Source organism: Rhizobium sp. CAU 1783 (assembly GCF_054551725.1).
The window spans coordinates 1,391,788-1,415,434 of the sequence record NZ_JBTOLM010000001.1; the positions used below are offsets into that span (position 1 = coordinate 1,391,788).

The 23,647-nt window shown below is 63.8% G+C and carries 26 protein-coding genes; 15 read left to right on the forward strand and 11 right to left on the reverse strand.

The window, feature by feature from the left end; all coding sequences use genetic code 11:
- Positions 1 to 109 precede the first annotated feature (109 nt).
- Entirely contained in the window at positions 110 to 1,126 is a 1,017-nt protein-coding gene (bmt, locus tag ACX93L_RS06470; protein WP_459404061.1) for a betaine--homocysteine S-methyltransferase, read from the forward strand.
- Between the two features lie 141 nt (positions 1,127 to 1,267).
- Positions 1,268 to 1,621 (forward strand): hypothetical protein, encoded by a 354-nt coding sequence (locus tag ACX93L_RS06475; protein WP_459404062.1) that lies wholly within the window; start codon positions 1,268 to 1,270, stop codon positions 1,619 to 1,621.
- Positions 1,622 to 1,628: 7 nt separating this feature from the next.
- On the opposite strand, the gene ACX93L_RS06480 is transcribed toward ACX93L_RS06475, so the two are convergent.
- Complete coding sequence (locus tag ACX93L_RS06480; RefSeq protein ID WP_459404063.1) at positions 1,629 to 2,372, reverse strand: phosphodiester glycosidase family protein; 744 nt, start codon at positions 2,370 to 2,372, stop codon at positions 1,629 to 1,631.
- Positions 2,373 to 2,587: 215 nt separating this feature from the next.
- Between ACX93L_RS06480 and ACX93L_RS06485 the strand changes: the two genes are divergently transcribed.
- On the forward strand, positions 2,588 to 3,298 hold the full coding sequence (locus ACX93L_RS06485) for an AAA family ATPase (protein WP_459404064.1): 711 nt from the start codon (positions 2,588 to 2,590) through the stop codon (positions 3,296 to 3,298).
- A gap of 6 nt (positions 3,299 to 3,304) precedes the next feature.
- On the opposite strand, the gene ACX93L_RS06490 is transcribed toward ACX93L_RS06485, so the two are convergent.
- Together ACX93L_RS06490 and ACX93L_RS06495 are read right to left on the reverse strand one after the other, a co-directional pair.
- The gene (locus tag ACX93L_RS06490; RefSeq protein ID WP_459404065.1) at positions 3,305 to 4,009 is read right to left on the reverse strand and encodes a ferredoxin; all 705 of its coding nucleotides are present in this window, start codon (positions 4,007 to 4,009) and stop codon (positions 3,305 to 3,307) included.
- A 101-nt stretch (positions 4,010 to 4,110) separates the two neighbouring features.
- A complete protein-coding gene (locus ACX93L_RS06495; protein WP_459404066.1) occupies positions 4,111 to 5,682 on the reverse strand; it encodes a trimethylamine methyltransferase family protein in 1,572 nt (523 codons plus the stop codon).
- A 267-nt stretch (positions 5,683 to 5,949) separates the two neighbouring features.
- Between ACX93L_RS06495 and ACX93L_RS06500 the strand changes: the two genes are divergently transcribed.
- Positions 5,950 to 6,651, forward strand: coding sequence for a corrinoid protein (locus tag ACX93L_RS06500; protein ID WP_169588072.1), 702 nt, complete (start codon positions 5,950 to 5,952; stop codon positions 6,649 to 6,651).
- 135 nt (positions 6,652 to 6,786) lie between these two features.
- On the opposite strand, the gene ACX93L_RS06505 is transcribed toward ACX93L_RS06500, so the two are convergent.
- Complete coding sequence (locus tag ACX93L_RS06505) at positions 6,787 to 6,945, reverse strand: entericidin domain-containing protein (protein WP_169588074.1); 159 nt, start codon at positions 6,943 to 6,945, stop codon at positions 6,787 to 6,789.
- A 54-nt stretch (positions 6,946 to 6,999) separates the two neighbouring features.
- On the opposite strand from ACX93L_RS06505, the gene ACX93L_RS06510 reads away from it, so the two are divergent.
- Complete coding sequence (locus tag ACX93L_RS06510; protein ID WP_459404067.1) at positions 7,000 to 7,602, forward strand: DUF1638 domain-containing protein; 603 nt, start codon at positions 7,000 to 7,002, stop codon at positions 7,600 to 7,602.
- 36 nt (positions 7,603 to 7,638) lie between these two features.
- Here ACX93L_RS06510 and ACX93L_RS06515 read toward each other — a convergent pair whose 3' ends face one another.
- Positions 7,639 to 7,764 (reverse strand): entericidin domain-containing protein, encoded by a 126-nt coding sequence (locus ACX93L_RS06515; RefSeq protein WP_169589604.1) that lies wholly within the window; start codon positions 7,762 to 7,764, stop codon positions 7,639 to 7,641.
- 293 nt (positions 7,765 to 8,057) lie between these two features.
- On the opposite strand from ACX93L_RS06515, the gene ACX93L_RS06520 reads away from it, so the two are divergent.
- The 7 genes from ACX93L_RS06520 to ACX93L_RS06550 all read left to right on the forward strand — a co-directional run bounded on the left by ACX93L_RS06520 (position 8,058) and on the right by ACX93L_RS06550 (position 14,893).
- Positions 8,058 to 8,705 carry an exopolysaccharide biosynthesis protein gene (locus ACX93L_RS06520; RefSeq protein WP_459404068.1) on the forward strand — a complete coding sequence of 216 codons (648 nt, stop codon included), beginning with the start codon at positions 8,058 to 8,060 and terminating at the stop codon, positions 8,703 to 8,705.
- Between the two features lie 30 nt (positions 8,706 to 8,735).
- Positions 8,736 to 9,518, forward strand: coding sequence for a formyl transferase (locus tag ACX93L_RS06525; protein ID WP_459404069.1), 783 nt, complete (start codon positions 8,736 to 8,738; stop codon positions 9,516 to 9,518).
- A gap of 98 nt (positions 9,519 to 9,616) precedes the next feature.
- Positions 9,617 to 9,919, forward strand: a complete 303-nt coding sequence (locus tag ACX93L_RS06530; RefSeq protein ID WP_459404070.1) for a virulence factor — start codon at positions 9,617 to 9,619, stop codon at positions 9,917 to 9,919.
- Entirely contained in the window at positions 9,912 to 10,496 is a 585-nt protein-coding gene (locus ACX93L_RS06535) for a methylenetetrahydrofolate reductase C-terminal domain-containing protein (protein ID WP_169588084.1), read from the forward strand. The genes ACX93L_RS06530 and ACX93L_RS06535 overlap by 8 nt, the downstream gene beginning before the upstream one ends.
- Positions 10,493 to 11,584: a methylenetetrahydrofolate reductase gene (locus ACX93L_RS06540; RefSeq protein WP_459404071.1), complete on the forward strand. Its 1,092-nt coding sequence runs from the start codon at positions 10,493 to 10,495 to the stop codon at positions 11,582 to 11,584. The genes ACX93L_RS06535 and ACX93L_RS06540 overlap by 4 nt, the downstream gene beginning before the upstream one ends.
- A 118-nt stretch (positions 11,585 to 11,702) precedes the next feature.
- Positions 11,703 to 12,671: a methyltetrahydrofolate cobalamin methyltransferase gene (locus tag ACX93L_RS06545; protein ID WP_459404072.1), complete on the forward strand. Its 969-nt coding sequence runs from the start codon at positions 11,703 to 11,705 to the stop codon at positions 12,669 to 12,671.
- Positions 12,672 to 12,850: 179 nt separating this feature from the next.
- Complete coding sequence (locus ACX93L_RS06550) at positions 12,851 to 14,893, forward strand: ASKHA domain-containing protein (RefSeq protein WP_459404073.1); 2,043 nt, start codon at positions 12,851 to 12,853, stop codon at positions 14,891 to 14,893.
- A gap of 15 nt (positions 14,894 to 14,908) precedes the next feature.
- Here ACX93L_RS06550 and pdxR read toward each other — a convergent pair whose 3' ends face one another.
- Positions 14,909 to 16,315 (reverse strand): MocR-like pyridoxine biosynthesis transcription factor PdxR, encoded by a 1,407-nt coding sequence (gene pdxR, locus ACX93L_RS06555; protein WP_459404074.1) that lies wholly within the window; start codon positions 16,313 to 16,315, stop codon positions 14,909 to 14,911.
- Positions 16,316 to 16,382: 67 nt separating this feature from the next.
- On the opposite strand from pdxR, the gene ACX93L_RS06560 reads away from it, so the two are divergent.
- On the forward strand, positions 16,383 to 17,111 hold the full coding sequence (locus ACX93L_RS06560) for a pyridoxamine 5'-phosphate oxidase family protein (RefSeq protein ID WP_459404075.1): 729 nt from the start codon (positions 16,383 to 16,385) through the stop codon (positions 17,109 to 17,111).
- 42 nt (positions 17,112 to 17,153) lie between these two features.
- Here the strand turns inward: ACX93L_RS06560 and ACX93L_RS06565 are convergent, their stop codons facing one another.
- Entirely contained in the window at positions 17,154 to 18,050 is an 897-nt protein-coding gene (locus ACX93L_RS06565; RefSeq protein WP_459404076.1) for a LysR family transcriptional regulator, read from the reverse strand.
- Between the two features lie 395 nt (positions 18,051 to 18,445).
- Here ACX93L_RS06565 and ACX93L_RS06570 point away from each other — a divergent pair, with 395 nt between their 5' ends.
- Both ACX93L_RS06570 and ACX93L_RS06575 read left to right on the forward strand, forming a co-directional pair.
- Positions 18,446 to 18,658, forward strand: a complete 213-nt coding sequence (locus ACX93L_RS06570; RefSeq protein WP_459404077.1) for a hypothetical protein — start codon at positions 18,446 to 18,448, stop codon at positions 18,656 to 18,658.
- Positions 18,659 to 18,953: 295 nt separating this feature from the next.
- Complete coding sequence (locus ACX93L_RS06575; protein ID WP_169588101.1) at positions 18,954 to 19,973, forward strand: GlxA family transcriptional regulator; 1,020 nt, start codon at positions 18,954 to 18,956, stop codon at positions 19,971 to 19,973.
- A gap of 211 nt (positions 19,974 to 20,184) precedes the next feature.
- Here the strand turns inward: ACX93L_RS06575 and ACX93L_RS06580 are convergent, their stop codons facing one another.
- The 4 genes from ACX93L_RS06580 to ACX93L_RS06595 form a co-directional block, all read right to left on the reverse strand.
- Positions 20,185 to 20,613: a VOC family protein gene (locus ACX93L_RS06580; protein WP_459404078.1), complete on the reverse strand. Its 429-nt coding sequence runs from the start codon at positions 20,611 to 20,613 to the stop codon at positions 20,185 to 20,187.
- A gap of 247 nt (positions 20,614 to 20,860) precedes the next feature.
- Positions 20,861 to 21,682, reverse strand: a complete 822-nt coding sequence (locus tag ACX93L_RS06585) for a sulfite exporter TauE/SafE family protein (RefSeq protein WP_459404079.1) — start codon at positions 21,680 to 21,682, stop codon at positions 20,861 to 20,863.
- Positions 21,683 to 21,987: 305 nt separating this feature from the next.
- Positions 21,988 to 22,626 (reverse strand): hypothetical protein, encoded by a 639-nt coding sequence (locus ACX93L_RS06590; RefSeq protein ID WP_459404080.1) that lies wholly within the window; start codon positions 22,624 to 22,626, stop codon positions 21,988 to 21,990.
- Positions 22,627 to 22,994: 368 nt separating this feature from the next.
- On the reverse strand, positions 22,995 to 23,576 hold the full coding sequence (locus ACX93L_RS06595; protein ID WP_459404081.1) for an NAD(P)H-dependent oxidoreductase: 582 nt from the start codon (positions 23,574 to 23,576) through the stop codon (positions 22,995 to 22,997).
- Positions 23,577 to 23,647: the final 71 nt, after the last annotated feature.

Below are 23,647 nucleotides of genomic sequence, written 5' to 3' on the forward strand. Positions count from 1 at the left end.
TCTGTCCATCGGCGACGCGCGTGAGCGGCGCCGATGGTCGTGTTTAACCGTTGCGGTCATATAAAGAATTCTTTATATCCCTCTTCGAACATCATTCGAGGACAGAACCATGGCGACTGCATCCAATCCGCTTTCCCAACTCCTGGCCGAAAAGGGCGTGCTGCTCGCCGACGGCGCAACCGGCACCAATCTCTTTGCTGTCGGGCTCGAGGCCGGCGAGGCACCGGAGCTCTGGAACGAAAGCCAGCCGGAAAAGATAACCAAGCTCCACCAGGACTTCGTCGATGCCGGCGCCGACATCATCCTCACCAACTCGTTCGGCGGCACCCGCCATCGTCTGAAGCTGCACCAGGCGCAGGACCGGGTCTTCGCACTCAACAAGAAGGCGGCAGAGATCGCCCGTGCCGTCGCCGACAAGGCGCCTCGCAAGGTGATCGTCGGCGGCTCCGTCGGCCCGACCGGCGAGCTTCTCCTGCCGCTCGGCGCCATGAGCTACGAGGATGCGGTTGCCGCCTTCGTCGAGCAGATGGAAGGCCTCAAGGCCGGTGGCGCCGACGTTGCCTGGATCGAGACCATGTCGTCGCCGGAGGAAATTCGCGCGGCCGCCGAAGCGGCCGTCAAGGTCGGCATGCCTTACACCTATACCGGATCCTTCGACACCGCCGGCAAGACGATGATGGGTCTCGACCCCAAGGACATTCACGGTGTCGCGAAGGACATCGGCAACGGCCCGATCGCCGTCGGCGCCAATTGCGGCGTCGGGGCCTCCGACATTCTGGCGAGCCTGCTCGACATGACCGCTGCCGATCCGGCAGCCACGGTCATCGTCAAGGGCAATTGCGGCATCCCGGAATTCCGCGGCTCGGAAATCTACTATTCCGGCACGCCGCCGCTGATGGCCGACTATGCCAGGCTGGCGCGCGATGCGGGCGCCAAGATCATCGGCGGCTGCTGCGGCACGTCTTGCGGCCACCTCGCCGCCATGCGCTCGGCGATCGACGGCTATACGCCCGGCCCGCGCCCGACCATCGAGACGATCGTCGAGCGCATCGGCCCGCTGCGCAACAAGACGGCCTCGGAATCCGGCAGCCAGGAAGGCGGTCGCCGCACGCGCCGTCGCGGCTGACATACACGGACGTAGCCGGCGCTGTCCGCAGCGCCGGCCTTCTGCCAGACGGCAAGGCTCAGGCAATCTTGTCCTGCTTTTTCGGCTTTGAGTAACGCCGCGGCCCGTTGCCGTGGCTCAAGCCTACGGGAGCATCAAAGCATGGCCGCGCCACAGACCCAATTTCCCGATCGGAACACCGTCGCCGACAAACTCTCCGCTCTCGGCCCCGCCGAGCAGAGCTTCTTTTCGCTGATGTTCGAAAATCCGATGCAGGACGACGCGCTGCTCGAAGGCCTGCACCTTTATCTCGACCGGGCATCGGAGGCGCGGTTCCTCAACTCGCTGAAGCTCGAACGCTGCGGCGAGTGGCTCGGCGGCGTGGCGCCCTCGCGTCTGCAGATCCGGCTGATGGAATCCGCCCGCTCAAGCCAGCATCCCGCCTATGTGGCCTTCCGCGCCGGCCTCGCCCGCTCCGGCGGTCTCGACCGCGCCTATCCGAAGGCCGCCGTCTGAGGGTGGGTCACGGCCGGGTGCCGATCACCGCAATGATCGGCCCGAGCGGCATCCAGCGGTCGTTGCGTCCGAGTTCCGGGGCAAACATGCTGGAAATGGTGCCATCCAGATAGAGCGCGTTGGCGCATCCCAGCCGGTCTCGGAACAGGCGGGCGAACTGGTGAAAGTTCACCCAATCCCGGCTGATGACGAAATGCACCCTGCCCTCTGCATCGACGCCGACCCCGTTGCGGATCTTCAAGCTGTCGCTGTCGGGGAGGAATTTCGGGTGCAGCTTGCCGCCGATGACAAGCATCGGGCCGGATTGCGTCGCGAAGTCCGGCGCGGGATTACGTTTCAGGTAGCGAGTGGTCTCGGCGACCGCGGCGCGACCGTCCTTCACGTAGAAGACCCCGTTCGGCAGCAGGTGGAAGTTTCCCCAGCCGGCTTTCGTACTGACCGGTGCCTGCTCGCGTCCGTATTCGATGTGAAGCCCGACTGGCGACAGGTCGTCATGATACATGCCGCCGTTCATCGCGAAGGTCAGCGTGTGGTGCTCTTTCCAGAGCTGCCGGGCGAGCGAATCGAAGCCGCCGAACGGCTTTCCCTCCGAATCGGAATGGTAGATTCTTAACGCCGGACCGGGTTCGAAACTGCAGATCGCGTAACGAGCACCATCCACGATCTCGTCCCTGCAAGCCTCGGCCGCAACAGCCATGGACAATGGCAGGACACTGAAAATCAAAGAAATTAGCAGGGGAAGCAGGGGCATGAGGGCATCGCTGTGATGAGTGTCACGAAGTCGGCCGGCATCACCGACCTTTGCTAAACTACCGGTTTTGGACGCCGATTCATTAACGCTCGCACACTCTGTTTACCGTTCGTTAATCACGACTGCAAAGGATGCATCTCACGCGGCATGCTTCGCCGCTTTCATCTGCAGAGCGATGACTTGGCTCAAGACCTTTTTTTCATGAAGGACATGCTATGCCAGTAATTACGTTTGCAAATACCAAGGGCGGTGCCGGCAAGACCACGGCAGCTCTCATCCTCGCCGGCGAGCTTTCCCGTCGCGGCAACCGCGTCACCATCCTCGATGCCGACCCGCGCGGCTGGATCAGCCGCTGGCACGCGATTGCCGGCGCAGGCAGCCTGATTTCCGTCGTCGCTGTCAACGAGGAGACGATCGAAACCGCGACGGCCAAGGCCAAGAAGCGCGGCGGCTACATTCTGGTCGATCTCCCGTCGAGCCATGATGCGCTGCTCGCCAAGGCCATCGGACTTGCGGACCACGTGATGATCCCAGTCCAGGGCTGCGCCATGGACGCCCATGGCGGCGCCGAAGTGCTCGAACTGCTGAAGGAACTGGACGAGAAGTGCGACGTACGCATTCCGCACTCGATCGTTCTCACCCGCGTCAACGCCGCCGTCACCACCCGCGCCCTGCAGGCCGCAAAGGATTTCCTCGCCGCCCGCGGCATTGCCACCCTGTCGACGGCCATTGCCGAGCGCGCCGCCTATCGCGACGTCTTCGACAAGGGCGGTCTCCTGCAGTCAATGAACCCGGCCGAAGTCTCGAACCTGTCGAAGGCTCTGGAAAATACCGCGCGGCTTGCCGACGAAATCGTCGCGCTGATGCCGCAGAAGGCGGTCCGCCCGGCTGCCGCACGCAAGGCGCCAGTCGCCAAGGCGGCCTGACGATAGCTATCCGGACGGAAGACCAAGAGCTTCCATGTGGAAGCGCAACTGGTCTTCCGGATAGCGAAAGGAAGAGCCGACGGGACAGGCGGCACGGGCAAGGCATCCCTTCGCCCTGCAGCCGTCCCGCCCCTCGTTCGTCGCCAGATGGCGGCGGCAGGTAACCACGTCGAATGTCTCCGTCGTCACAGCTCCGGCGGGACAGGTTTTCAGACAGGGTTTTTCGGCACAGGTCTCACATGGGTGAGACGCCGCCGGCGCCGTTCGATCGAACGGCAGCGGCTCGGGGAACCCGAGCGCGCCCCGGTAGCCGTGCCAGAGGCCATATTGCGGGTGGATCAGAATTCCGAGCGGTGAGGCGCGCAAGCCCTCCGCCTTCATCGCCCAGGTCTGGAAGGGCTGGTAGGGCGAGTCGGACGGGAAATAGGGCGTCGCCCCGCACGTGCCGGCAACGGCGCCGATCACTTCTTTCGACCAGGCGTCCAGCGGATGTTCGCCGCCCCGGTCTGCCTGCTTCGACCGCCATGCGCGGAAAGGCTCCCAGAGCGAGCCGCCGATATTGCCGATCAGCAGGACCTGTCGGGCCATGCCTCCGTCGGCAAGCCTCGGCGCGTCGTCGCCGTCGACGAAATCGACGATACCGCGCAGATGCAGGCCGTGCCGTTCCAGTTCGGCTTGAAGCCAGTGCGCGACGTGCAAAGGGCCGCTCATCGCGGCCCCTCGTATTTGTAATGCGGTCGCCAGACCGACTCCTGGATCATGTCCGCCACCTGGTCCGCTCCGCCTTGCTCCCTGGCGGGACCGGGATGCCTTCAGGAGAAGGCGTCCGGCATGGAGTCCTTGCGCTGCGCAATGTAGGCGAGCAGCGCTTCGTCGATTGCCGGGTCGAGGGCGGGCGCTTCGTAGTTGTCGAGCCACGAACGGCAGAGCGTGTTGGCGCGGTCCTCGATGCGCTTCTTGCCTTCGATCTCCCACTGTTCGAAGGAGTTGTTGTCGGCCAGGGCCGAACGATAGAAGGCCGTCTGGAAGTTCGCCTGGGTGTGCGCGCAACCGAGATAGTGGGCGCCGGGGCCGACTTCGCGGATGGCGTCCATCGCCTGGCCGTCTTCGGTCAGATCCACGCCCATGGCCATCTTCTGCATCATGCCGAGCTGGTCCTGGTCGATCATGAACTTCTCGTAGCAGGCTGCGAGGCCGCCTTCGAGCCAGCCTGCGGCGTGCAGCACGAAGTTGGTGCCGGCGAGCAGGGTCATGTTGAGCGTGTTGGCGCTTTCATGGGCTGCCTGGGCATCCGGAACCTTGGAAGCGCAGAGCGAGCCACCAGTACGGAACGGCAGGCCGAGACGGCGGGCGAGCTGGGCGGCACCATAGGACACGAGTGCAGGCTCCGGCGTACCGAAGGTCGGGGCGCCCGACTGCATCGAGATCGAGGCGGCGAAGGTGCCGAACAGAACCGGAGCGCCAGGGCGCACGAGCTGGGTGAAGGACGCGCCGGCCAGAACTTCGGCCAGGATCTGCGTCAGCGTGCCGGCGACCGTCACCGGGCTCATAGCGCCAGACAGGATGAAGGGCGAGAGAACGCAAGCCTGGTTGTGGCGGGCATAGACCTTGGCGGCACCGAGCATGGTCTCGTCGAAGACCATCGGCGAGTTCGCGTTGATTAGGTTCAGCATCACCGTGTTGTTCTCGACGAAATCGTCACCGAAGACGATCTTGGCGAGTGCGACCGAATCCTCTGCGCGTTCCGGCGCGGTGACCGAGCCCATGAACGGCTTGTCGGAATATTTGATGTGGCTATAGACCATGTCCAGGTGACGCTTGTTCACCGGGATGTCGACCGGTTCGCAGACCGTGCCGCCCGAAGAATGGACCGAAGGCGCCATGTAGGCGAGCTTGACGAAGTTGCGGAAGTCCTCGAGCGTCGCATAGCGACGGTTGCCGTCGAGGTCGCGGACGAAGGGCGAACCGTAGACCGGTGCGAAGACGGTGGCATTACCGCCAATCCGCACGCTGCGTTCCGGATTGCGGGCATGCCAGGTGAATTCCGAAGGCGCGGTCTTCAGGAGTTCGCGGCAAAGGCCCTTGGGGAAGTGCACGCGCTCGCCCTTGACGTCGGCGCCGGCCTTTCTCCACATGTCGAGCGCTTCGGCGTCATCACGGAACTCGATGCCGATTTCCTCGAGTACGGTGTCGGCATTGCGCTCGATGATCTCGAGGCCTTCTTCGTCGAGGACTTCGTAGACCTTGATCTTGCGCTGGATGTAAGGCATCGACGGGCCGGCGCCGCCGCCCGTGCGCGATGCCCTGCGAGCTGCCGCGCCCCTGCCCTCGCCGCGTGCCCGACGGCCTGCGCCTGCGCCCGATTCTGCTGTGATGTCGTCCATGTGCGTTTCCTCAATTTCGGCGCGTCGAGCGCTGCTTCATTCTCAATATGCTATTCGAATTCCGATGTGAAACATTCCTTAATGCGCCAACCACTTGCGCCACACAGACATTGAGCCAATCTGCGACTGTCGCATCACCGTCGCTTTTCACGACGGCAACGTCGCTTTCGAAAAGAGATTTTAGCGATATTGAGGTTTAACTGCGTATCAGGCAGTCTTTGTCGGCTGCGACATGAATCGCAAAAAACAGCTAGCGGGAAGCATCCAATGTCAGACGACGAAATCATTCTCTCGGAACTCTCTGACGACGAACTCGTGCAGCAGATGCACGACGACCTCTATGACGGCCTCAAGGAAGAAATCGAGGAAGCGACCCGCATCCTGCTCGACCGCGGCTGGGCTCCTTACGACGTGCTGACGCAAGCCCTCGTCGAAGGCATGCGCATCGTCGGCGTCGACTTCCGCGACGGCATCCTGTTCGTGCCGGAAGTTCTGCTTTCGGCCAATGCGATGAAGGCCGGCATGACGATCCTGCGTCCGCTGCTCGCCGCTACCGGCGCACCGAAGCAGGGCAAGATGGTCATCGGCACCGTCAAGGGCGACATCCACGACATCGGCAAGAACCTCGTCGGCATGATGATGGAAGGCGCCGGATTCGACGTCATCGACCTCGGCATCAACAACCCGGTCGAAAACTATCTCGAAGCCATCGAGCGCGAAAAGCCGGACATTCTCGGCATGTCCGCCCTGCTGACGACGACCATGCCCTATATGAAGGTCGTGATCGATACGATGAAGGAAAAGGGCATTCGTGACGAGTACATCGTTCTCGTCGGCGGCGCGCCGCTCAACGAAGAGTTCGGCAAGGCCGTCGGCGCCGACGCCTATTGCCGCGATGCCGCCGTCGCCGTCGAAACGGCGAAGGAATACATCTCCCGCAAGCACAACAGCCTCGCGGCCCGCGCCTGACGCCCTAGTCACGACACCGCCGGCCGCTTCAAGCGACCGGCGGTGAATTTCTGAAAAGACGTCCGCCGCAGAGATTTCGGCGGAACCTATGCGCCGGCCGGCGACGGAGCACGACGGTGTGGACGACGCCGACCGTCAGTTGGCGGCGTTCTCGACGTCCTGGCCGGCCTGTTGCGTCGCATCGACCGCATTTGCGGTGTCCTTGCCCATGCCGCGGATCGTGTTGCCGCAGGAGGCGAGCGCGAAGGCGCAACCGAGGACCGCGACGGCGAAGGAAAGTTTCCGGGTGGTCATGCTTGAGAACTCCGTTTTGGCTCGGGGATCGTGGAACGTGTCGGGAATGCGACGATGAAACGCGTGAACAGCGAAAAGGTTCAGATCATCGCCTGCGGGGCCATCGCCCGCGAGATCCTGGCCGTCCGGGACGCGAACAGACTCGACCATATCGATCTCGAGTGCCTTCCCGCCATCTGGCATGTCTATCCGGAAAAGATCGCGCCGGCGCTGCACGAAAAGATCGCCGCCGCCCGGGCCGCCGGCTATGGCCGAATCTTCATCGGCTATGCCGAATGCGGCACCCAGGGACAGATCGACAAGATCTGCGAGGAAGAGGGCATAGAGCGGATCGCAGGGCCGCACTGCTATGCGTTCTTCACGGGAACGGAAAAGTTTCTCGCCGAATGCGAGACCGAGTTCACCGCCTTCTACCTGACCGACCTCATCACCCGCCAGTTCGAAGCCTTCGTCATCGAGCCGCTGAAGCTCGACAAGCATCCCGAACTGCGTGACATGGTCTTCGGCAACTACACGAAGATCGTCTACCTCGCCCAGACCGAAGACAAGGCGCTGCAGGACAAGGCGAAATGGGCGGCCGACTATCTCGGCCTCGACTACGAATACCGCTTTACCGGCTACGGCGATCTCGATCACGCGTTGAAGGCACTCGGCTAGGCCGAACCCGAGCGGGTCACTTTCCCGCCCTGCTCCTTAATTCACGGAATTGGCGACGCTGCGGCCCGCATCCTGGGTCGCGTCGACGGCATTGCCCATGTCGCGGCCAATTCCGCGGATCGTGTTGCCGCAGGCGGTAAGCGCGATCAGGGCGAGGCCCATGGCAGCGATCGTCAGGACAGGTCTTGCAGGCACGTGGAATCTCCCCGATGGAACAAATCAGACGTCTTCGTCCATTGCACCGGCTTGGGGTGAAAACAAGGCAGACGTTTCGTTCCAGCCGCCCTCTCTGCCGAACGGCGGAAACGCCAGGCATGGCGTCGCTGCGTCCCCTTAACCTGCCATTCAGCATGCCTTCTCAATTCCGTTTGCTTGCCCACCCTCTTTAATGCCTCCGCAATGCCCCACCTGCAGGATGGGCATGAGGTCGAGGCATAAGAACAAGGTTCAAGACAATGACCGATGGGATGGGGACAGTTCTCAACAATTTCGCGATCGCCGAGGACAGGGCGCGGCCCGAACGGCTTTCCGATCTGCTCGTTCAGCTCTCGCGCGCCGGTGACGGCAAGGTGACCATCCGCGACATCGCGATCGCGCTGCAGGACCGCTCCTTCGGGGCATTCCTGCTGGTCTTCGCACTTCCCAACCTCGTGCCCCTGCCGCCGGGCGCGACCTTCTTCCTCGGCCTACCGCTGATCTTCATCGCCTGGCAAATGTTTGCCTCGGCCGAGGGCCGGGTCTCCTTTCCCCGCCGTATCGGCGATTATGGGGTCGAAAACCAGACCTTCGACCTAATCGTCAAGCGGCTTGTTCCCTGGTTGCGCCGCGCCGAACGCGTGCTTCTGCCGCGCTTCTGGTTCCTCGACAGCCGGTTCTCCGAACGCGTGATCGGCTTCCTGGCCCTAGTCCTCGCCTTCGTCATCTTCCTGCCGATACCGCTCGGCAACTGGCCCCCGGCCGTGGCGCTGGCCGTCATCGGCTTTGCCCATTCCCAGCGCGACGGCCTCGGCGTGGTGCTCGGCTGCGCATTCGGGCTGCTCTCCCTCGTTGTGGCCGGTTTCGTGGTTTACACCGCGAGCGCCGTGCTGCTGATGGTTTTCTGACGCCCCATGACGACCGGAGGCACTTCCCCGATGGCCGATGCGACGTCCAGCTCCGCAACCGTGGTCGTCATGACCGCAGGCGGCCCCAATCCTGCGGTCATCATCAACGCGCTGTCCCGTCGCTATCCAGGTCTCCAGGTCATCCAGGAAGAACCTGAATCGAAATCGGAGATCCTCCGTCGCCGGGCCCGCCGTCTCGGATGGGTGAACGCTTGTGGCCAACTGGCGACGATGACGGCGGCGAAGCTTCTGAGGCCGCTCGCCCGCCGGCGAACAGCAGCGATCCTTCGAACCGCCGGCCTGTCGGCGGTCGTTAACCCAGGCGTGCCCGTTCATCCAGTCACTTCCCTCAACGATCCCGATTGCGCTGCTCTCGTGGCGCGGCTCGAGCCGGCTGCTATTCTTCTTGTCAGCACCCGCCTCATGAATCGTGCCACACTGGCGGCCATGCCCTGCCCCGTTCTCAACCTGCATGCCGGCATCAACCCGGCCTATCGCGGACAGATGGGCGGATACTGGTCGCTGATCGAGGACGATGCCGCCAATTTCGGTGCAACCGTTCATCTGGTGGACGAAGGCACCGATACGGGCGGCACGCTCTACGAGGTGCGGACACTCCCCGACCGCGGCGACTTCATTGCGACATATCCGCTGCTTCTGACCGTGTCAGCGATCGACATCACCTTGCAGGCAGTCGATGACGCCGTCCATGGCCGGCTTGCCCCGTATCAGCCGGAAGGCCCGTCCGCGCTGCGCTTTCCGCCTGGCATCTGGACATGGCTTGCCAACGGCATCCGCCGCCGCATCTGGTAAATCTCGGCCACGTCGCTTTTTGCTCTGTGCGACGTCGTGACAAGCGCAGTCCGCCGCTTGCGCCATGTGCATTGTGACTAAAAAGGGAGAGTGAGCAGATGGCCGACAGGATCATCGTCTACTGGCGGGATATACCCGCTCAGGTCATCATCAAGCAGGGCCGGAAATCCGCAAAGCGCGAACTGTCGCTGCGCTTCACCGAAGCGATCGACATGTGCGCGATGCGTTCGGGCGCGGCTGAGACGGACGACTATCTGGCCGAGTGGCGTAAGGGCGATCCGGAACCGGTCGGCGACGACCTGGAGGCGGAAGCCGACAAGGCGGCGTCTGAACTCGAATCCGCTTACGACAAGGCGCGGCTGGTCGCGCTGGTACACGCTGGAGGTCGCGAAAATGGTTGATGGAAAGCCCGGTCCGGGCAATGCGGCTCCGGCAAAGAAGGCCGCGACCGGCGCCTTCACGCCCGCCGGCGTCTCGCCAAACCGCCGCGCCCGCCGTTCCTACACGATCCGGCTCTGGTCGGTGCGCCATTCGCGCTTTCTCGAATGGTTCTACAACCGCTTCGCCAGTGCCTTCCTGGTTCTGCATCCGCTGTGGAAGAAGCTCGGTTACAACCGCGTGGAGAAGCCGGTCACCTTCGTCGAGCGAAACGTCAAGGGCCTGCTTTTCGACTGTCGCATGTGCGGACAGTGCGTGCTGTCTTCGACCGGCATGTCCTGCCCGATGAACTGCCCGAAGCAGCTCAGGAACGGTCCCTGCGGCGGGGTCCGCGCCAACGGCCATTGCGAGGTCGAGCCCGACATGCCCTGCGTCTGGGTGCAGGCCTGGGCAGGATCGCGCAACATGACCAACGGCGATGCGATCCTCAAGGTGCAGAAGCCGGTCAACCAGTCGCTGCGCGAAACCTCTTCCTGGCTGCGTGTGACGGCCGAAGCCGCTGCCGCCCGCGATACTCTCTCTAAGGACGCGAAAGCATGAGCCCCGATATCAACCCCCACGATCCCGGCGCGCCCCTCGATCCGCTTCCGGGTCATTCCTCGCGTGGCCGGCTCGAGCGCGTGCTTCGCCGCGGCGAGTTCGCCGTCACCGCCGAGCTCAACCCGCCGGACAGCGCCAATCCGCATGACGTGTACGAGCGTGCGGCGATCTTCGACGGCTGGGTCGACGGGATCAATGCTGTCGATGCCTCGGGTGCCAACTGCCACATGTCGTCGGTGGGAATCTGTGCGCTGCTGACGCGCATGGGCTATGCGCCGATCATGCAGATCGCCTGCCGTGACAAGAACCGCATCGCCATCCAGGGCGACGTGCTCGGCGCCTCGGCGATGGGCGTGCAGAACATCATGTGCCTGACCGGCGACGGCGTTCAGGCCGGCGATCAGCCGGGCGCCAAGCCGGTCTTCGATCTCGACTGCATGTCGCTTCTCGAAACCGTGCGCAGCATGCGCGACGAATCAAAATTCCGGTCGGGCCGCAAGCTGACCTCGCCGCCGCAGGTCTTCCTCGGTGCAGCGATCAATCCGTTCGCGCCCCCTTACGATTTCCGTCCCTATCGACTTGCCAAGAAGATCCAGGCCGGCGCGCAGTTCGTCCAGAGCCAATACTGCTTCGACGTGCCGATGTTCCGCGAATACATGAAGAAGGTTCGCGATCTCGGCCTGCACGAAAAGTGCTTCATCCTCGTCGGCGTCGGGCCGCTTGCGTCCGCGAAGACGGCCAAGTGGATCCGCTCAAACGTGCCCGGCATCCATATTCCCGACGCGGTCATCAAGCGCCTCGAAGGCGCGGAGGACCAGAAGAAGGAAGGCAAGCAGCTCTGCATCGACATCATCAACGAGGTGAAGGAGATCGAGGGCGTTTCCGGCATGCACGTCATGGCCTACCGCCAGGAAGAGTATGTCGCCGAGATCGTCCATGAATCCGGCGTGCTCAAGGGCCGCAAGCCGTGGAAGCGGGAGGCGAACCCCGTCGACCAGCTGGTTGCGGAGCGTCTCGAGCAGATCCGCGAGGAAAAGGTCGAAGACCAGCAGCAGCTCGCCGGGATCGCCGCCCAGCACCCGCATTGAGACCCGAGACTTGCCGACGCAGAGCCGACCGGCTTCGGCCCGGCAGGCCCAGCGAGACTTGTAACCCATATTGCCGCGCGTTAGACCTTCTGTCCTCGCGCCCGACCGGAGACCATCCATGACCCGCACCATCGTCGCATCCGCCACCAAGGAAATCATCATCGGCTTCGACCAGCCGTTCTGCGTCATCGGCGAACGCATCAACCCGACGGGGCGCAAGAAGCTCGCCGCCGAAATGCAGGCCGGCAATTTCGAAACCGTCATCAAGGATGCACTCGAACAGGTCGCTGCAGGCGCCACCATGCTCGACATCAATGCCGGGGTCACCTCCGTCAATCCGAACGAGACCGAGCCGGGCCTGCTCGTGCAGACGCTTGAGATCGTCCAGGGCCTCGTCGACATCCCGCTCGCCATCGACAGTTCGGTGACCGCCGCCATCGAGGCCGGCCTCAAGGTCGCCAAGGGCCGCCCGCTGATCAACTCGGTCACCGGTGAGGAAGAAAAGCTCGAAGCCATCCTGCCGCTCTGCGCCAAGTACAACGTCCCGGTCGTTGCCATCTCCAACGACGAGACCGGCATCAGCCAGGACCCGGACGTGCGCTTCGCGGTTGCCAAGAAGATCGTCGAACGCGCCGCCGACTACGGCATCAAGCCGTATGACATCGTGGTCGACCCGCTGGTTATGCCGATCGGTGCTGTCGGCTCTGCCGGCCTGCAGGTCTTCGCGCTGGTGCGTCGCCTGCGCGAGGAGCTCAAGGTCAACACCACTTGCGGCCTCTCCAACATTTCCTTCGGCCTGCCGCACCGCCACGGCATCAATGCCGGCTTCATCCCGATGGTCATCGGCGCCGGCATGACGTCCGCCATCATGAACCCCTGCCGTCCGCAGGAAATGGAGGCCGTGCGCGCCGCCAACGTGCTGAACGGTACCGACGAGAACTGCTACAACTGGATCAAGACCTATCGCGACTACAAGCCGGCCGAAGGCGGTCATGCCGCAGCGCCCGCTCCGGCCGCGGCCGCAGCCGGTGGTGGCCGTCGTGGCGGCCGTGCCGCCCGCGTCGGCACCGGCGCTGCGACGGAGTGACGGCGACCGCTGCCCCTTGCTAGACAACGGATCACCCGCTGACGTTTCACGGGTGATCTTTTCACGTCGGGAACACTCTTTCGTCCCGGGTCCCGCCGGCGCATGGCGCTCCAAACGGGTTCCGCCGACCTCCTTCAACATCTGGATTGCGTTCCTTGAAGACGCCGGAAAGATCGATCATGACAGACGCCTTCGAAAAAGATCCCCTCGTCCTCTTCATGCCTTCCGGCAAACGCGGCCGGTTCCCGGTCGGCACGCCGGTACTCGAGGCCGCGCGCCAGCTCGGCGTCTATGTAGAGAGCGTCTGCGGTGGCCGCGCCACCTGCGGCCGCTGTCAGATCGAGGTGCAGGAAGGCAACTTCGCCAAGCATGGCATCGTTTCCTCCAATGACCACATCTCCCCGGTCGGCCCGAAGGAGAAGCGCTATGCCGAGGTGCGCACGCTCCCTGAAGGACGACGGCTCTCCTGTTCGGCCTCGATCCAGGGCGATCTCGTCGTCGACGTGCCGCAGGATACGGTCGTCAACGCCCAGGTGGTGCGCAAGGCCGCCAGCGACCGTGTGATCGAGCGCAATCCCGCCGTCCACCTCTGCTATGTCGAGGTCGACGAACCCGACATGCACAAGCCGCTCGGCGATCTCGATCGCATGAAGGTCATGCTGGAAAAGGACTGGGGCTACGGCGACCTTCAGGTGGAACCCCACCTTCTACCAGAGGTCCAGAAGATCCTGCGCAAGGGCAACTGGTCGGTGACCGCCGCCATCCACCGCGACAGCCCGACCTCGCGTCCGACCATCATCGCGCTCTGGCCCGGCCTGCACAACGAGGCCTATGGCCTTGCCTGCGACATCGGATCGACGACGATCGCCATGCATCTCGTCTCTCTTCTGTCCGGCCGGGTCGTTGCATCCTCCGGCACGTCCAATCCCCAGATCCGCTTCGGCGAAGATCTGATGAGCCGCGTCTCCTATGTGATGATGAACCCCGACGGTCGGGAGGCTATGACGAAGGCGGTTCGGCAGGCGGTTTCGGAGCTGACCGACAAGGTCTGCGCCGAGGGCGGCGTCGCGCGCACGGACATTCTCGATTCGGTCTTCGTCGCCAATCCGATCATGCACCACCTGTTCCTCGGCATCGACCCGACAGAACTCGGCCAGGCGCCGTTTGCGCTCGCCGTGTCGGGTGCCGTGTCCTGCGAGGCGAAGGATATCGAGCTCGCCCTCAATCCCGGCGCGCGGACCTATCTCCTGCCCTGCATCGCCGGCCATGTCGGCGCGGATGCCGCCGGCGCCACCCTGGCAGAAGGTCCGCATCGCCAGGATCGCATGATGCTGCTCGTCGATGTCGGCACCAATGCCGAGATCGTGCTTGGCAATTCTGCCCGCACGGTCGCCGCATCCTCCCCGACGGGCCCCGCCTTCGAAGGAGCGGAGATTTCCTGCGGCCAGCGCGCCGCACCCGGTGCCATCGAGCGCGTCCGGATCGATGCAGTCACCCTTGAGCCGCGCTTCAAGGTGATCGGGGTCGAACCCTGGTCGGACGAGGCGGGCTTTGCCGAGGCGGCCGAAAAGACCGGCATCACAGGCATCTGCGGTTCGGCAATCATCGAGGTCGTGGCAGAAATGTATCTCTCCGGTGTCATCTCGGCCGACGGCGTGGTCGACGGCAACATGGCCGAGCGCAGCCCGCGCATCCTGCCGAATGGCCGCACCTTCTCCTATCTGCTGCATGACGGCGCGCAGAAGATCACCGTGACGCAGAACGACGTGCGCGCCATCCAGCTCGCCAAGGCGGCCCTTTATGCCGGCATCAAGCTGCTCATGGAAAAGCTTGGCGTCGAAAGCGTCGACACCATCCGTTTTGCCGGCGCCTTCGGCTCCTTCATCGATCCGAAATACGCCATGGTGCTCGGCCTCATCCCGGATTGCGATCTCGCCGAGGTCAAGGCGGTGGGCAACGCGGCGGGGACCGGCGCGCTGATGGCGCTCTTAAACCGCGGCCACCGGCGGGAAATCGAGGAGACGGTACGGGTCATCGAAAAGATCGAGACGGCGCTCGAACCTAACTTCCAGCAGCTATTCATCGACGCGATGGCGATGCCGAACAAGGTCGATCCCTTCCCGAAGCTGTCAGCCGTGGTGACGCTCCCCGAGCGCAAGATCCTTGCGGATGGCGACGGGGGCGAAGGCGGCGGCCGACGGCGCCGCAGAAGCCGGGATTAAGGGCCGCGGCTTGTCTTAAAGCCGCAGTGTCTTCACCCAACGGCTGGCCGCCCGGGCCAGCTCCTCGGCGGGAAATCCGGAAAAGCCGATCACCAGGCCGCGGCGGGGCGTGGCCTCCACATACATCGGCGACAGCGCCCTCACCCCGAAGCCTGCGCGCGCCGCCTCGGTGGCAAACTCCGTGTCGATCACGTCCGCCGGCAGGCCGGCGACCAGATGCAGGCCCTGCTCCGGCGTCGTAACATCCAGTCCCGAGCCGTCCAGCGCCTCCACCAGCATGTCACGGGCGCGTTTCACGCGGCGCCTGGCCCGCTTCACATGGGCGGCAAAATGCCCATCGCGCAGGAATTCGGCAAGCGCACCCTCGGCAAGGGTCGAGGGAAAGCGGTCGGTGCGCCGGCGCACGTCGAGGACAGTGTCGCGCAGCGACCAGGGGAGCACCAGGTAACCGATCCGCAGGCCCGGCATCAGCACTTTGGAGAAGGTGCCGACATAGATCACCCGACCCTCGGCATCGATGCCCTGCATTGACGAGAGCGGCGGCCCGGCAAAGCGATATTCGCTGTCGTAGTCGTCCTCGATGATGAAGGCGTCGTTGCGCTTGGCCCATTCGATGAGCGCCAGGCGGCGGCGCATGGAGAGCGTCACGCCGAGCGGGAACTGATGCGACGGCGAAACATAGACGGCGCGGGCCCGTGGCTCCCGGGCAATGCCCTTTTCCGGATCGATCCCTTCCTCGTCGACCGGCACGCCGACCAGCCGCATGCCGGCTGCGGAGAAGGCGAACCGGGCCATCGGATAGCAGGGATCCTCGATCCAGACGGGGTCGCCGGGCTTCAGCACCGAGCGGATCACCAGATCGAGGGCCTGCTGGGTGCCAGAGGTCATCACCACCTGGTCGGCCGAGCAGTTGACGCCGCGCGCCGCGCGCAGATAGGCGGCGACCTCCTCACGAAGCTCGCGATCGCCGGCCGGCTCGTTATAGTGGAAATGCCGGGAGGATGGCTGCATCAGGTGCCGGTTGAGGAGCGACCGGAAGACCTGGATGGTTCGCTCGTCGGCGGCCGAACAACCGAGCGCGCCGGGAAGCGGCCCCGCCTCCTCCGCCGTGTTGCGCAGCGCCGGTGCCGCCGGTGCTGCAAGAACCGGCACCTCGTTTGCCACATAGGTGCCGGCACCGACGCGCGCCTCGGCAAATCCGTCGGCGATCAGCATTTCGTAAGCCGCGACGGCCGCGCCGCGCGACAGGCCGAAGCGGGCGGCGAGATCCCGCGTCGTCGGCAGCTTCGAACCCGGCGGCATGGACCCCGCCTCGATCAGCCGCCTGAGCTCGCGGTAGAGCGCCAGCCGGCGCGGACCGGCTTTCGGCAGTATCGGAACCGAGGCCGACCAATCCGGATAATTGGTCCGTATTTTCTTCATGGAATTGGATCTTCTGAAAACCAATCGAACTGCGTAGCTCTGCCTCAACCCGTCCAAGGAGGCAAGCATGACGATCCAGACGCCTGAAAAATCCTTCCCCACCACGCCCCGCAACCGCGTGAAGCGCCTGCATGAGCGCGGCACCTATGACCGCGATGCCGTGTACGGCATCCTCGACAGCGCCTTTCTCTGTCACGTCTCGTATGTGATCGACGGCCAGCCCTTCTGCACGCCGACCATCCATTGGCGCGAGGGCGACTGGCTCTACTGGCACGGCTCCTCAGCGAGCCGCATGCTCCGGCAGCTGGAAAAGGGCGCACCGGTCTGCCTGACCGTCTCGCACCTGGACGGCCTCGTCCTGGCACGTTGCGGATTCAACCACTCGGCCAACTACCGCTCGGCGATGTGCTTCGGCACCGCGCGCATCATCGACCAGCCGGAAGAAAAGACCCGGGCACTGAAAGCCATCGTCGACCGCTTCTATCCCGGGCGCAGCGCGGAACTGCGGCCCGACCGCGCACAGGAAATCAAGGCAACCATGGTGATCGGCATGCAGATCGAGGATGCCTCGGCCAAGGCGCGCGCCAAGGGCGTCGGCGACGATGAGGAGGACTATGGACTGCCGGTCTGGGCGGGTGTGATCCCGGTGAAGACCGTGCTCGGCCGGCCGGAGATCAGCCCGCATGTGCCCGAAGGCGTCGCAATGCCCGCTCACCTCGCCGCCTATGGCGAAGGCCGGGCCCTCGACGAGGTGCTTGGAGAAACCCAGGCGCTTTACGAGACACTCGGCGGCTGAACCGGCAAAGGGAGCGGCTCGCCGCTCCCCTTCCCGCCTGTGTCAGGCCGCGATGCCGATCATTTCGGAAAAAGCGAAGCGCACGCTGTCGGCGACGGCCTGGATGGTATCGCTGGTTTCGGCTCCCGTCAGCAGGCGCACCTCGAAGGAGCCGAGATCCGGCAGGCCCTGCCTGGAGCCGAGCGCGGTCATGTCGTCGGTGAGGTAGCTGCGCGGTAGAGGCGCCACAGCGAGATCGGCGATCACCGCCGCGCGCTGCGCCATGGTATGGGCGGAGAGATAGGCGATCCGATAGGGACGCTTCTCCTTGTCGAGCCGCGCCAGTGCATCCGCCCGCCAGCAGCAGCCGTCCTCCCAAATCGACACCGGAAGCGGATCGCGCAGATGGGCGGTCCCGCACTTGGCGCCGGCCCAGACGAGCTGCTCGGTATGGATCACCTCACCCTCGTGGCTCACCATGCCCGGTGCGCAGTTGACGAGCGTCAGGTCGAGCCGCTGCTCCTGCAGCCGGCGGCGAAGCTGGCCCGATGTGTCGACCGTCAGGTCCACCATGATCGCGGGGTAGACCTCGGCGAAACGCCGCAGGATCGTCGGCATGAAGCGTTCGCCGATGTCGTCGGGTGCGCCCAGCCGCACGACGCCCTTCATTTCCGGCATGCGGAAACGGCCGACCGCCTCGTTGGACAGCGCCAGCATCCGACGCGCATAGGGCAGCAGCGTCTCGCCGCTCTCGGTCAGCGACACGGAGCGCGCATCGCGCAGGAAGAGCGTGGCGTTCAGTTGCTCCTCGAGCTTCTTGATCTGCATGGAAACCGCCGAGGGCGTGCGGAAGACGCGGTCGGCCGCCGTCGTGAAACTGCCCGTCTCGGCAATCGCCACGAAAGTCCGCAGAATGTCGTTGTCGAGCAGCGGCAAAGGCTGGCGGATCGTCAGGGTCATCGTCGTGCCTATTCAGATAAATTGAACTTAAGCACGATATCATTTCGATTGATTGAATGTCAATGCGAGCGCACCCTGACGATCTTCAAACAGATCAACCAGGGAGGTACCAATGCCGTTCACAGCGATACTGAGACCATTCCACTCCATGCGCGAGCCGCTCAGGCGGGCACGCCTCATCCGTGCCCGCATTCGGACGCAGCGTGAAATGTCCGCGCTGCCGCTTGCACTCCAGCGCGACCTCGGCTGGCCGCAACTCGATAGCGGCGAACACCCGCGCGCTGCGCATCAATTCACAATCCTTGATGAATAACATCATAAACATTCGTTTGAATGATGATTTCGGGAGGCGCATATAGAAAGCGCCCCGAAGGGCAAGACAAGAGGATGAAACCATGACACTCGTTGGATTTGACACCCGGATCAGTTCGCATGCCCCCCGGATGCCGCGGGTCGCCAACCCGCTCGGCATCCTGATGACCGCGGCCCACGCGGTTAGCCGCTGGCGCACCCGCCGCGCCGATGCCCGCGCCCTCGAAGCCCTTCCCTTCGACCTGCGCAAGGATCTCGGCTGGCCCTCCGCCGACCGCAATCCGCATATCCTTTGACCACGTTTGCGACACGGCCCCAGCGGCCGCGTCGCAAACCGACGAGCTACCGCATTTTAGCGGTATGTATCGATCGTTACAGAATCCTTATGGGTTTCAATCCCATGAAGGAACAATTGCGACCCCGACGTTCTCGTCCGGGTCGCAATAAGGAAAGCGCCCTCAAAACGTCGCGTTTTTGCTGTCGAAGTGTTTTTCTTGCCGTGTATGTGGATTATCGCGTCGCATTAGGAACATCCAAGTGACGCCTGCCACGCAAGGAATAGCACAAACACGGGAACACGAGGCATCGCACATGAACAAGGCGCCGACCAAGAAACGATCGCTGGTATTCTTCCTTGTACCGCATTTCACACTCCTGCCCTTCGCAGGCGCCATCGAAACGCTTCGCATCGCCAACCGTATGCTCGGCTACCAGGCCTATGAATGGCGCCTCGCCTCGGCGGACGGCCAGAAGGTCTATTCGTCGAGCGGCATCGGCATGGAGGTCAACTCCTCGCTGGCCGACGAGCGCCGCTACCTGTCGGGCGAAAACCGCCCCAACATGGTGATCGTCTGTTCCGGCATCTATGTGGAAGAGTTTCACAACAAGTCGGTGAATGCTTGGCTGCGTGAGGCGCATAATCGCGGCGCCGCCGTCGGCAGCCTCTGTACGGGCGCCCATGTGCTCGCCCAGGCCGGCTTGCTGAACGGCAAGCGTTGCGCCATCCATTGGGAGAACCTGCCCGGATTCTCCGAGGCCTTCCCGCAGGCGGAGGTCTATGCCGACCTCTATGAGGTGGACGGCAATCTCTACACCTGCGCAGGCGGCACGGCCTCGCTCGACATGATGCTCAACCTCATCGGCCAGGATTTTGGCGAAGGCCTCGTCAACCGGGTCTGCGAACAGCACCTGACCGACCGCGTGCGCAGCCCGCATGATCGCCAGCGCCTGCCGCTGCGCGCCCGTCTCGGCGTGCAGAATTCCAAGGTCCTGTCGATCATCGAGCTCATGGAAAGCAATCTCGCCGAGCCGCTGTCGCTGCTCGAGATCGCCGACGACGCAGGCCTGTCGCGACGCCAGATCGAGCGTCTGTTCCGGCAGGAAATGGGCCGCTCGCCTGCTCGCTATTATCTCGAGATCCGTCTCGACCGCGCGCGCCACCTTCTGGTCCAGTCGTCGATGCCGGTGGTCGAGGTGGCCGTTGCGTGCGGCTTCGTCTCCGCCTCGCACTTCTCCAAGTGCTACCGCGAGCTCTACAACCGCTCGCCCCAGCAGGAACGCGCCGAGCGCAAGCTGACGATGTCCACCAACCGGACCGGCGTCGTCGTCTGACGCCGATTCGTGCCCGAGAAGATGCGCTCGGGGCCTCGCCGAGGACACGAGTGGCTTTCCAGTCTGGCATATTGATTTCGGGCTGAACAACCCGAGGGCGCGAAGCAAGACGGAGGCAGGTCGCCAAGCCAAAGGCCCTGCAGAAGAGCAACCCGATCCGACCAGCCCGGTGGCTCCTCCACGGCTTTCGGGCGGCGCGTCAGGGCAAGAGCTAGAAGTCGATCACCACCGAAGGCGCACTGCGCCGCGCCTCGCCATGATATACCGCCTCGATGTTGTTGCCGTCCGGGTCGAGCACGAAGGCCGCGTAGTAACCGGGGTGATAGGCCCGCTCGCCGGGGGCGCCGTTGTCTCGACCACCATGCTCCATCGCCACGCGATAGAAAGCATCCACCGTCGAGCAATCCTTGGCCTGAAAGGCCAGGTGGTGTCGCCCAGTCAATACACCGAGTGCCGCAGGACTTTCTGCCGAAGAGACGACAAGTTCGTCAGCCCAGAAGAAGTCATCCGCCGTGCCGACGACAGGTATCTCCAGCACACCCAGGACGGCCGCATAGAAGTCATGACTGGCCTTGAGGTCGCGCACCACGAGCTGGATGTGGTCGATGAGGCGCCCACGATGCAGTTGAGATGTTTCCATGATCGACGATCCGATACTCGTTTGTTATCCCGTTGAAAAATCGCAATTGCGTCAACGGTTTGCGATAGATCCCCTCAACCCTACAGAATCCGAGGACCTTTGGACGGTGAATGCACAGAATGCTTCACGAAGATAGTTCCGGCAACTGTCAACTCTCGAAACCCATCCCCAGCAACCCGGCATCGATCCCTGCGAGGCTTCGACCGCTCGTTCGCCGGTCCGCGGCCGGCACCGGTTCGCCGCGCCCTCACCCATACAGGCTGTAGAAAAACCGCAGCGAAACAAACAGCAGAAAGAGCGAGAAACCGGTTTCCAGCTGGCGCTTGCTCATTGCGTGGGCGAGCTTGGCGCCGTAGGGCGTCACCACCATGGCGATCGGAATGATCAATGCGAAAGCGATCCAGTTGACGAAACCGGTCGATGCGACCGGCAGGCCCTTGTCGCCCCAGCCCGCCCAGATATAACCGAGCAGCCCGGGGATCGAGATCAGGACGCCAACGCCGGCCGACGTGGCGACCGCCTGGTGGATGGGGCGCCCGTAGAGCGTCATGAAGGTGTTGTTCAGCACCCCACCGCCGATCCCCATTAGCCCCGAAATCAGCCCGAACACGGTGCCGACGACGAAGCGCGCCGGCTCGCCGGGCAGTTCGCTGCCGAGGTGAAAGCGGTTGCTGAGAAAGGCCATGCGCGCGGCAAGCACCAGTGCGATCACCGCAAAGATCAGCCGCAGCATCTCGCTCGACGCGTGAGAGGCGACCACCGCCGCCAGCACGGCGCCGAGCGGCACGGCGACGATCCAGCCCTTGAGGAGATCCGTGTCGACCGCCCCCCGCTTTCTGTGCGCGGTGAACGAGCGGATCGAGGTGGGCACGATGATCGCGGTGGAGGTACCGACCGCCAGATGCATGATGACCGCGGGATCGACGCCCGCCACGCCGAAGACCTGGTAGAAGACCGGCACGAGCACCGCTCCGCCGCCGATGCCGAAGACGCCGGCCAGCAATCCGGCGACAGCGCCGGCAACCACCAGCAGGCCGGCAAACATCATGAGTTCGGAAATCGGCGGCATGCTCGCTCGTCCTTGGGTCTTCGCGGCCGCGGACGCTTGTCCCGGTCGGCTGTCATCAAACCATGACGTTTCTAGACTATGGTGCCGACCAGACAAGGATGGCGGGCGCCGTTACGGTACGCTCCCGTTCGCGATCTGGCGGGTGCTTTCCTCCCGTCTGCCGCAGGATCCAAGGATTTTCAGGCAGCCCTTTTTTATCATCACTTTTCCGGCCAGCGGCGACCCCCGTCCAACCGCAATACGGTCGACAAAGCCGGCGCTCGCGCCGGCTTTGTTCATTTCGGAGGCTTCATTTCCGAGGATGCTCAGTAGGCGGAATCGGTCGCCTGGCCCGGCATCGGCAGGATCGGCACGGGATTGTCAGTGCCGATCCCATCCACCACAGGCTGGCTGGTGGCGCCTTCGGCAATCGCCATGGCACCCTGCGGCACGAGAATTTGCGGCGCCACATGCTTGCCCGTCTGCTGCGGCGCGGCCGATCCGACGCCAAGCTCGTTTTCCGTGGAGACCCCGAGCTCCGCATCCATGTTCACGCCTTCAGGCGGGATTTCGGAGACACCGGTCGCGGACAACGGAGCAGCGGCCGTGGCCGCCTCGGTCGCCGGTGCCGCGTCGCCATATGCTGCGTCCGTCTGAACCATTGAGGGTTGGACCGCGTCGGGATGGCTGTTCAGCCCTGCGAGATTGGGCGTGTCGAGATAGTCGATCGCCACTGCCGCTCCGCTTCTGCGGACCGGCTCGGGAGCATAGGCGACTGGCTCGCCGACCCTGCCGAGGATTTCGATCTCGTCCCCCCTCGCCTCCAACTGGCGGCTCGAGGTGACCTCCGGACGCGCAGACCCGACATCGGCAGGCGGGGCGAGCCCATCGCCAACGCAGGAGACGAGACTTGCCGCCGGCACGATCACCAGCGCGGAACGCTGCAGGAAGTTTGAAGACGCCATACGAAAAACTCCGCCGCGGGCCCGCCGCGCGTCGCCCGTCCCGATCACACTAGGGTGAAGCCGTTAAGTCTTCGTTTGGATTTTACTGACAGGCGCACCGCCCTAGGGCCAAAACTCAATCAGGATAGGCGTTCTGCGCGCCGCATCTTGGGTCTGAGTAGAAGGAAAGGTGCGGGAAATGCGGATCATTTTCAAACCTTCCCGACGCCCGCAGGCCCAATATGTGGCGTGCTCGAAGGGTTGGCCCGGATGGGCAGCCTGATTGCGAACAATGCTCGGCAAGGCCACACGGCCTTGCCTTGAGCTTGTTCCCTTCCCTTCAATCCCATCCGGGCCAACAGAACACCTGTCCTGATTGAGTTTTGACCCTAGACGGCCGCAGCACCGAGCGCCCGCATGCGGGCGAGCCAGTCCTTGCGCGGCGCCGGGTTCTTGCCTTCGACGTTGCCAATGAGGCTCGCGGCGATCGGACGGAAACCCACGAAGCCGAAGATCCCGACCTTCATCGCCTTGAGGCTATGGGCACCATAGATAAGACGGTAGTACCAGACCGGCATGCCCATGGTGATCACGATCCTCAGCGACCGGCCTTTCAGAAGCTTGCCCTTGAAAGGGCCGCCGTCGCTTGCATAGGCAAAGCCCGGCCGCAGCACCTGCTCCAGGAAAGCCTTGACGAGCGCCGGCGCTCCGCCGAGCCACAGCGGGAAAACGAGCACCACGTGTTCGGCCCTTGAAATGCTTTCCTGCCCCCTTGCGATATCGGGGCCTACGGCACCGCGTTCCTGTTCCCGTTGGGAGCCGAGGAAGTCGATGTTGATCTTTGCCAGATCCAGCCGCTCGACGGAATGTCCGGCCTCCAGCGCGCCGGCAGCATAGGCGTCTGCCAGCGCATGACAGAAATGCGGCTCCGTGGCATCGGGATGCCCCTGAATGATCAGAATGCGGCGCATAGTCTGGCTCCTGTGTTGTCCGTCACTTCACGGCCGGATGGGACCGCGTGCACTCTTGTCTAGCATGTTCG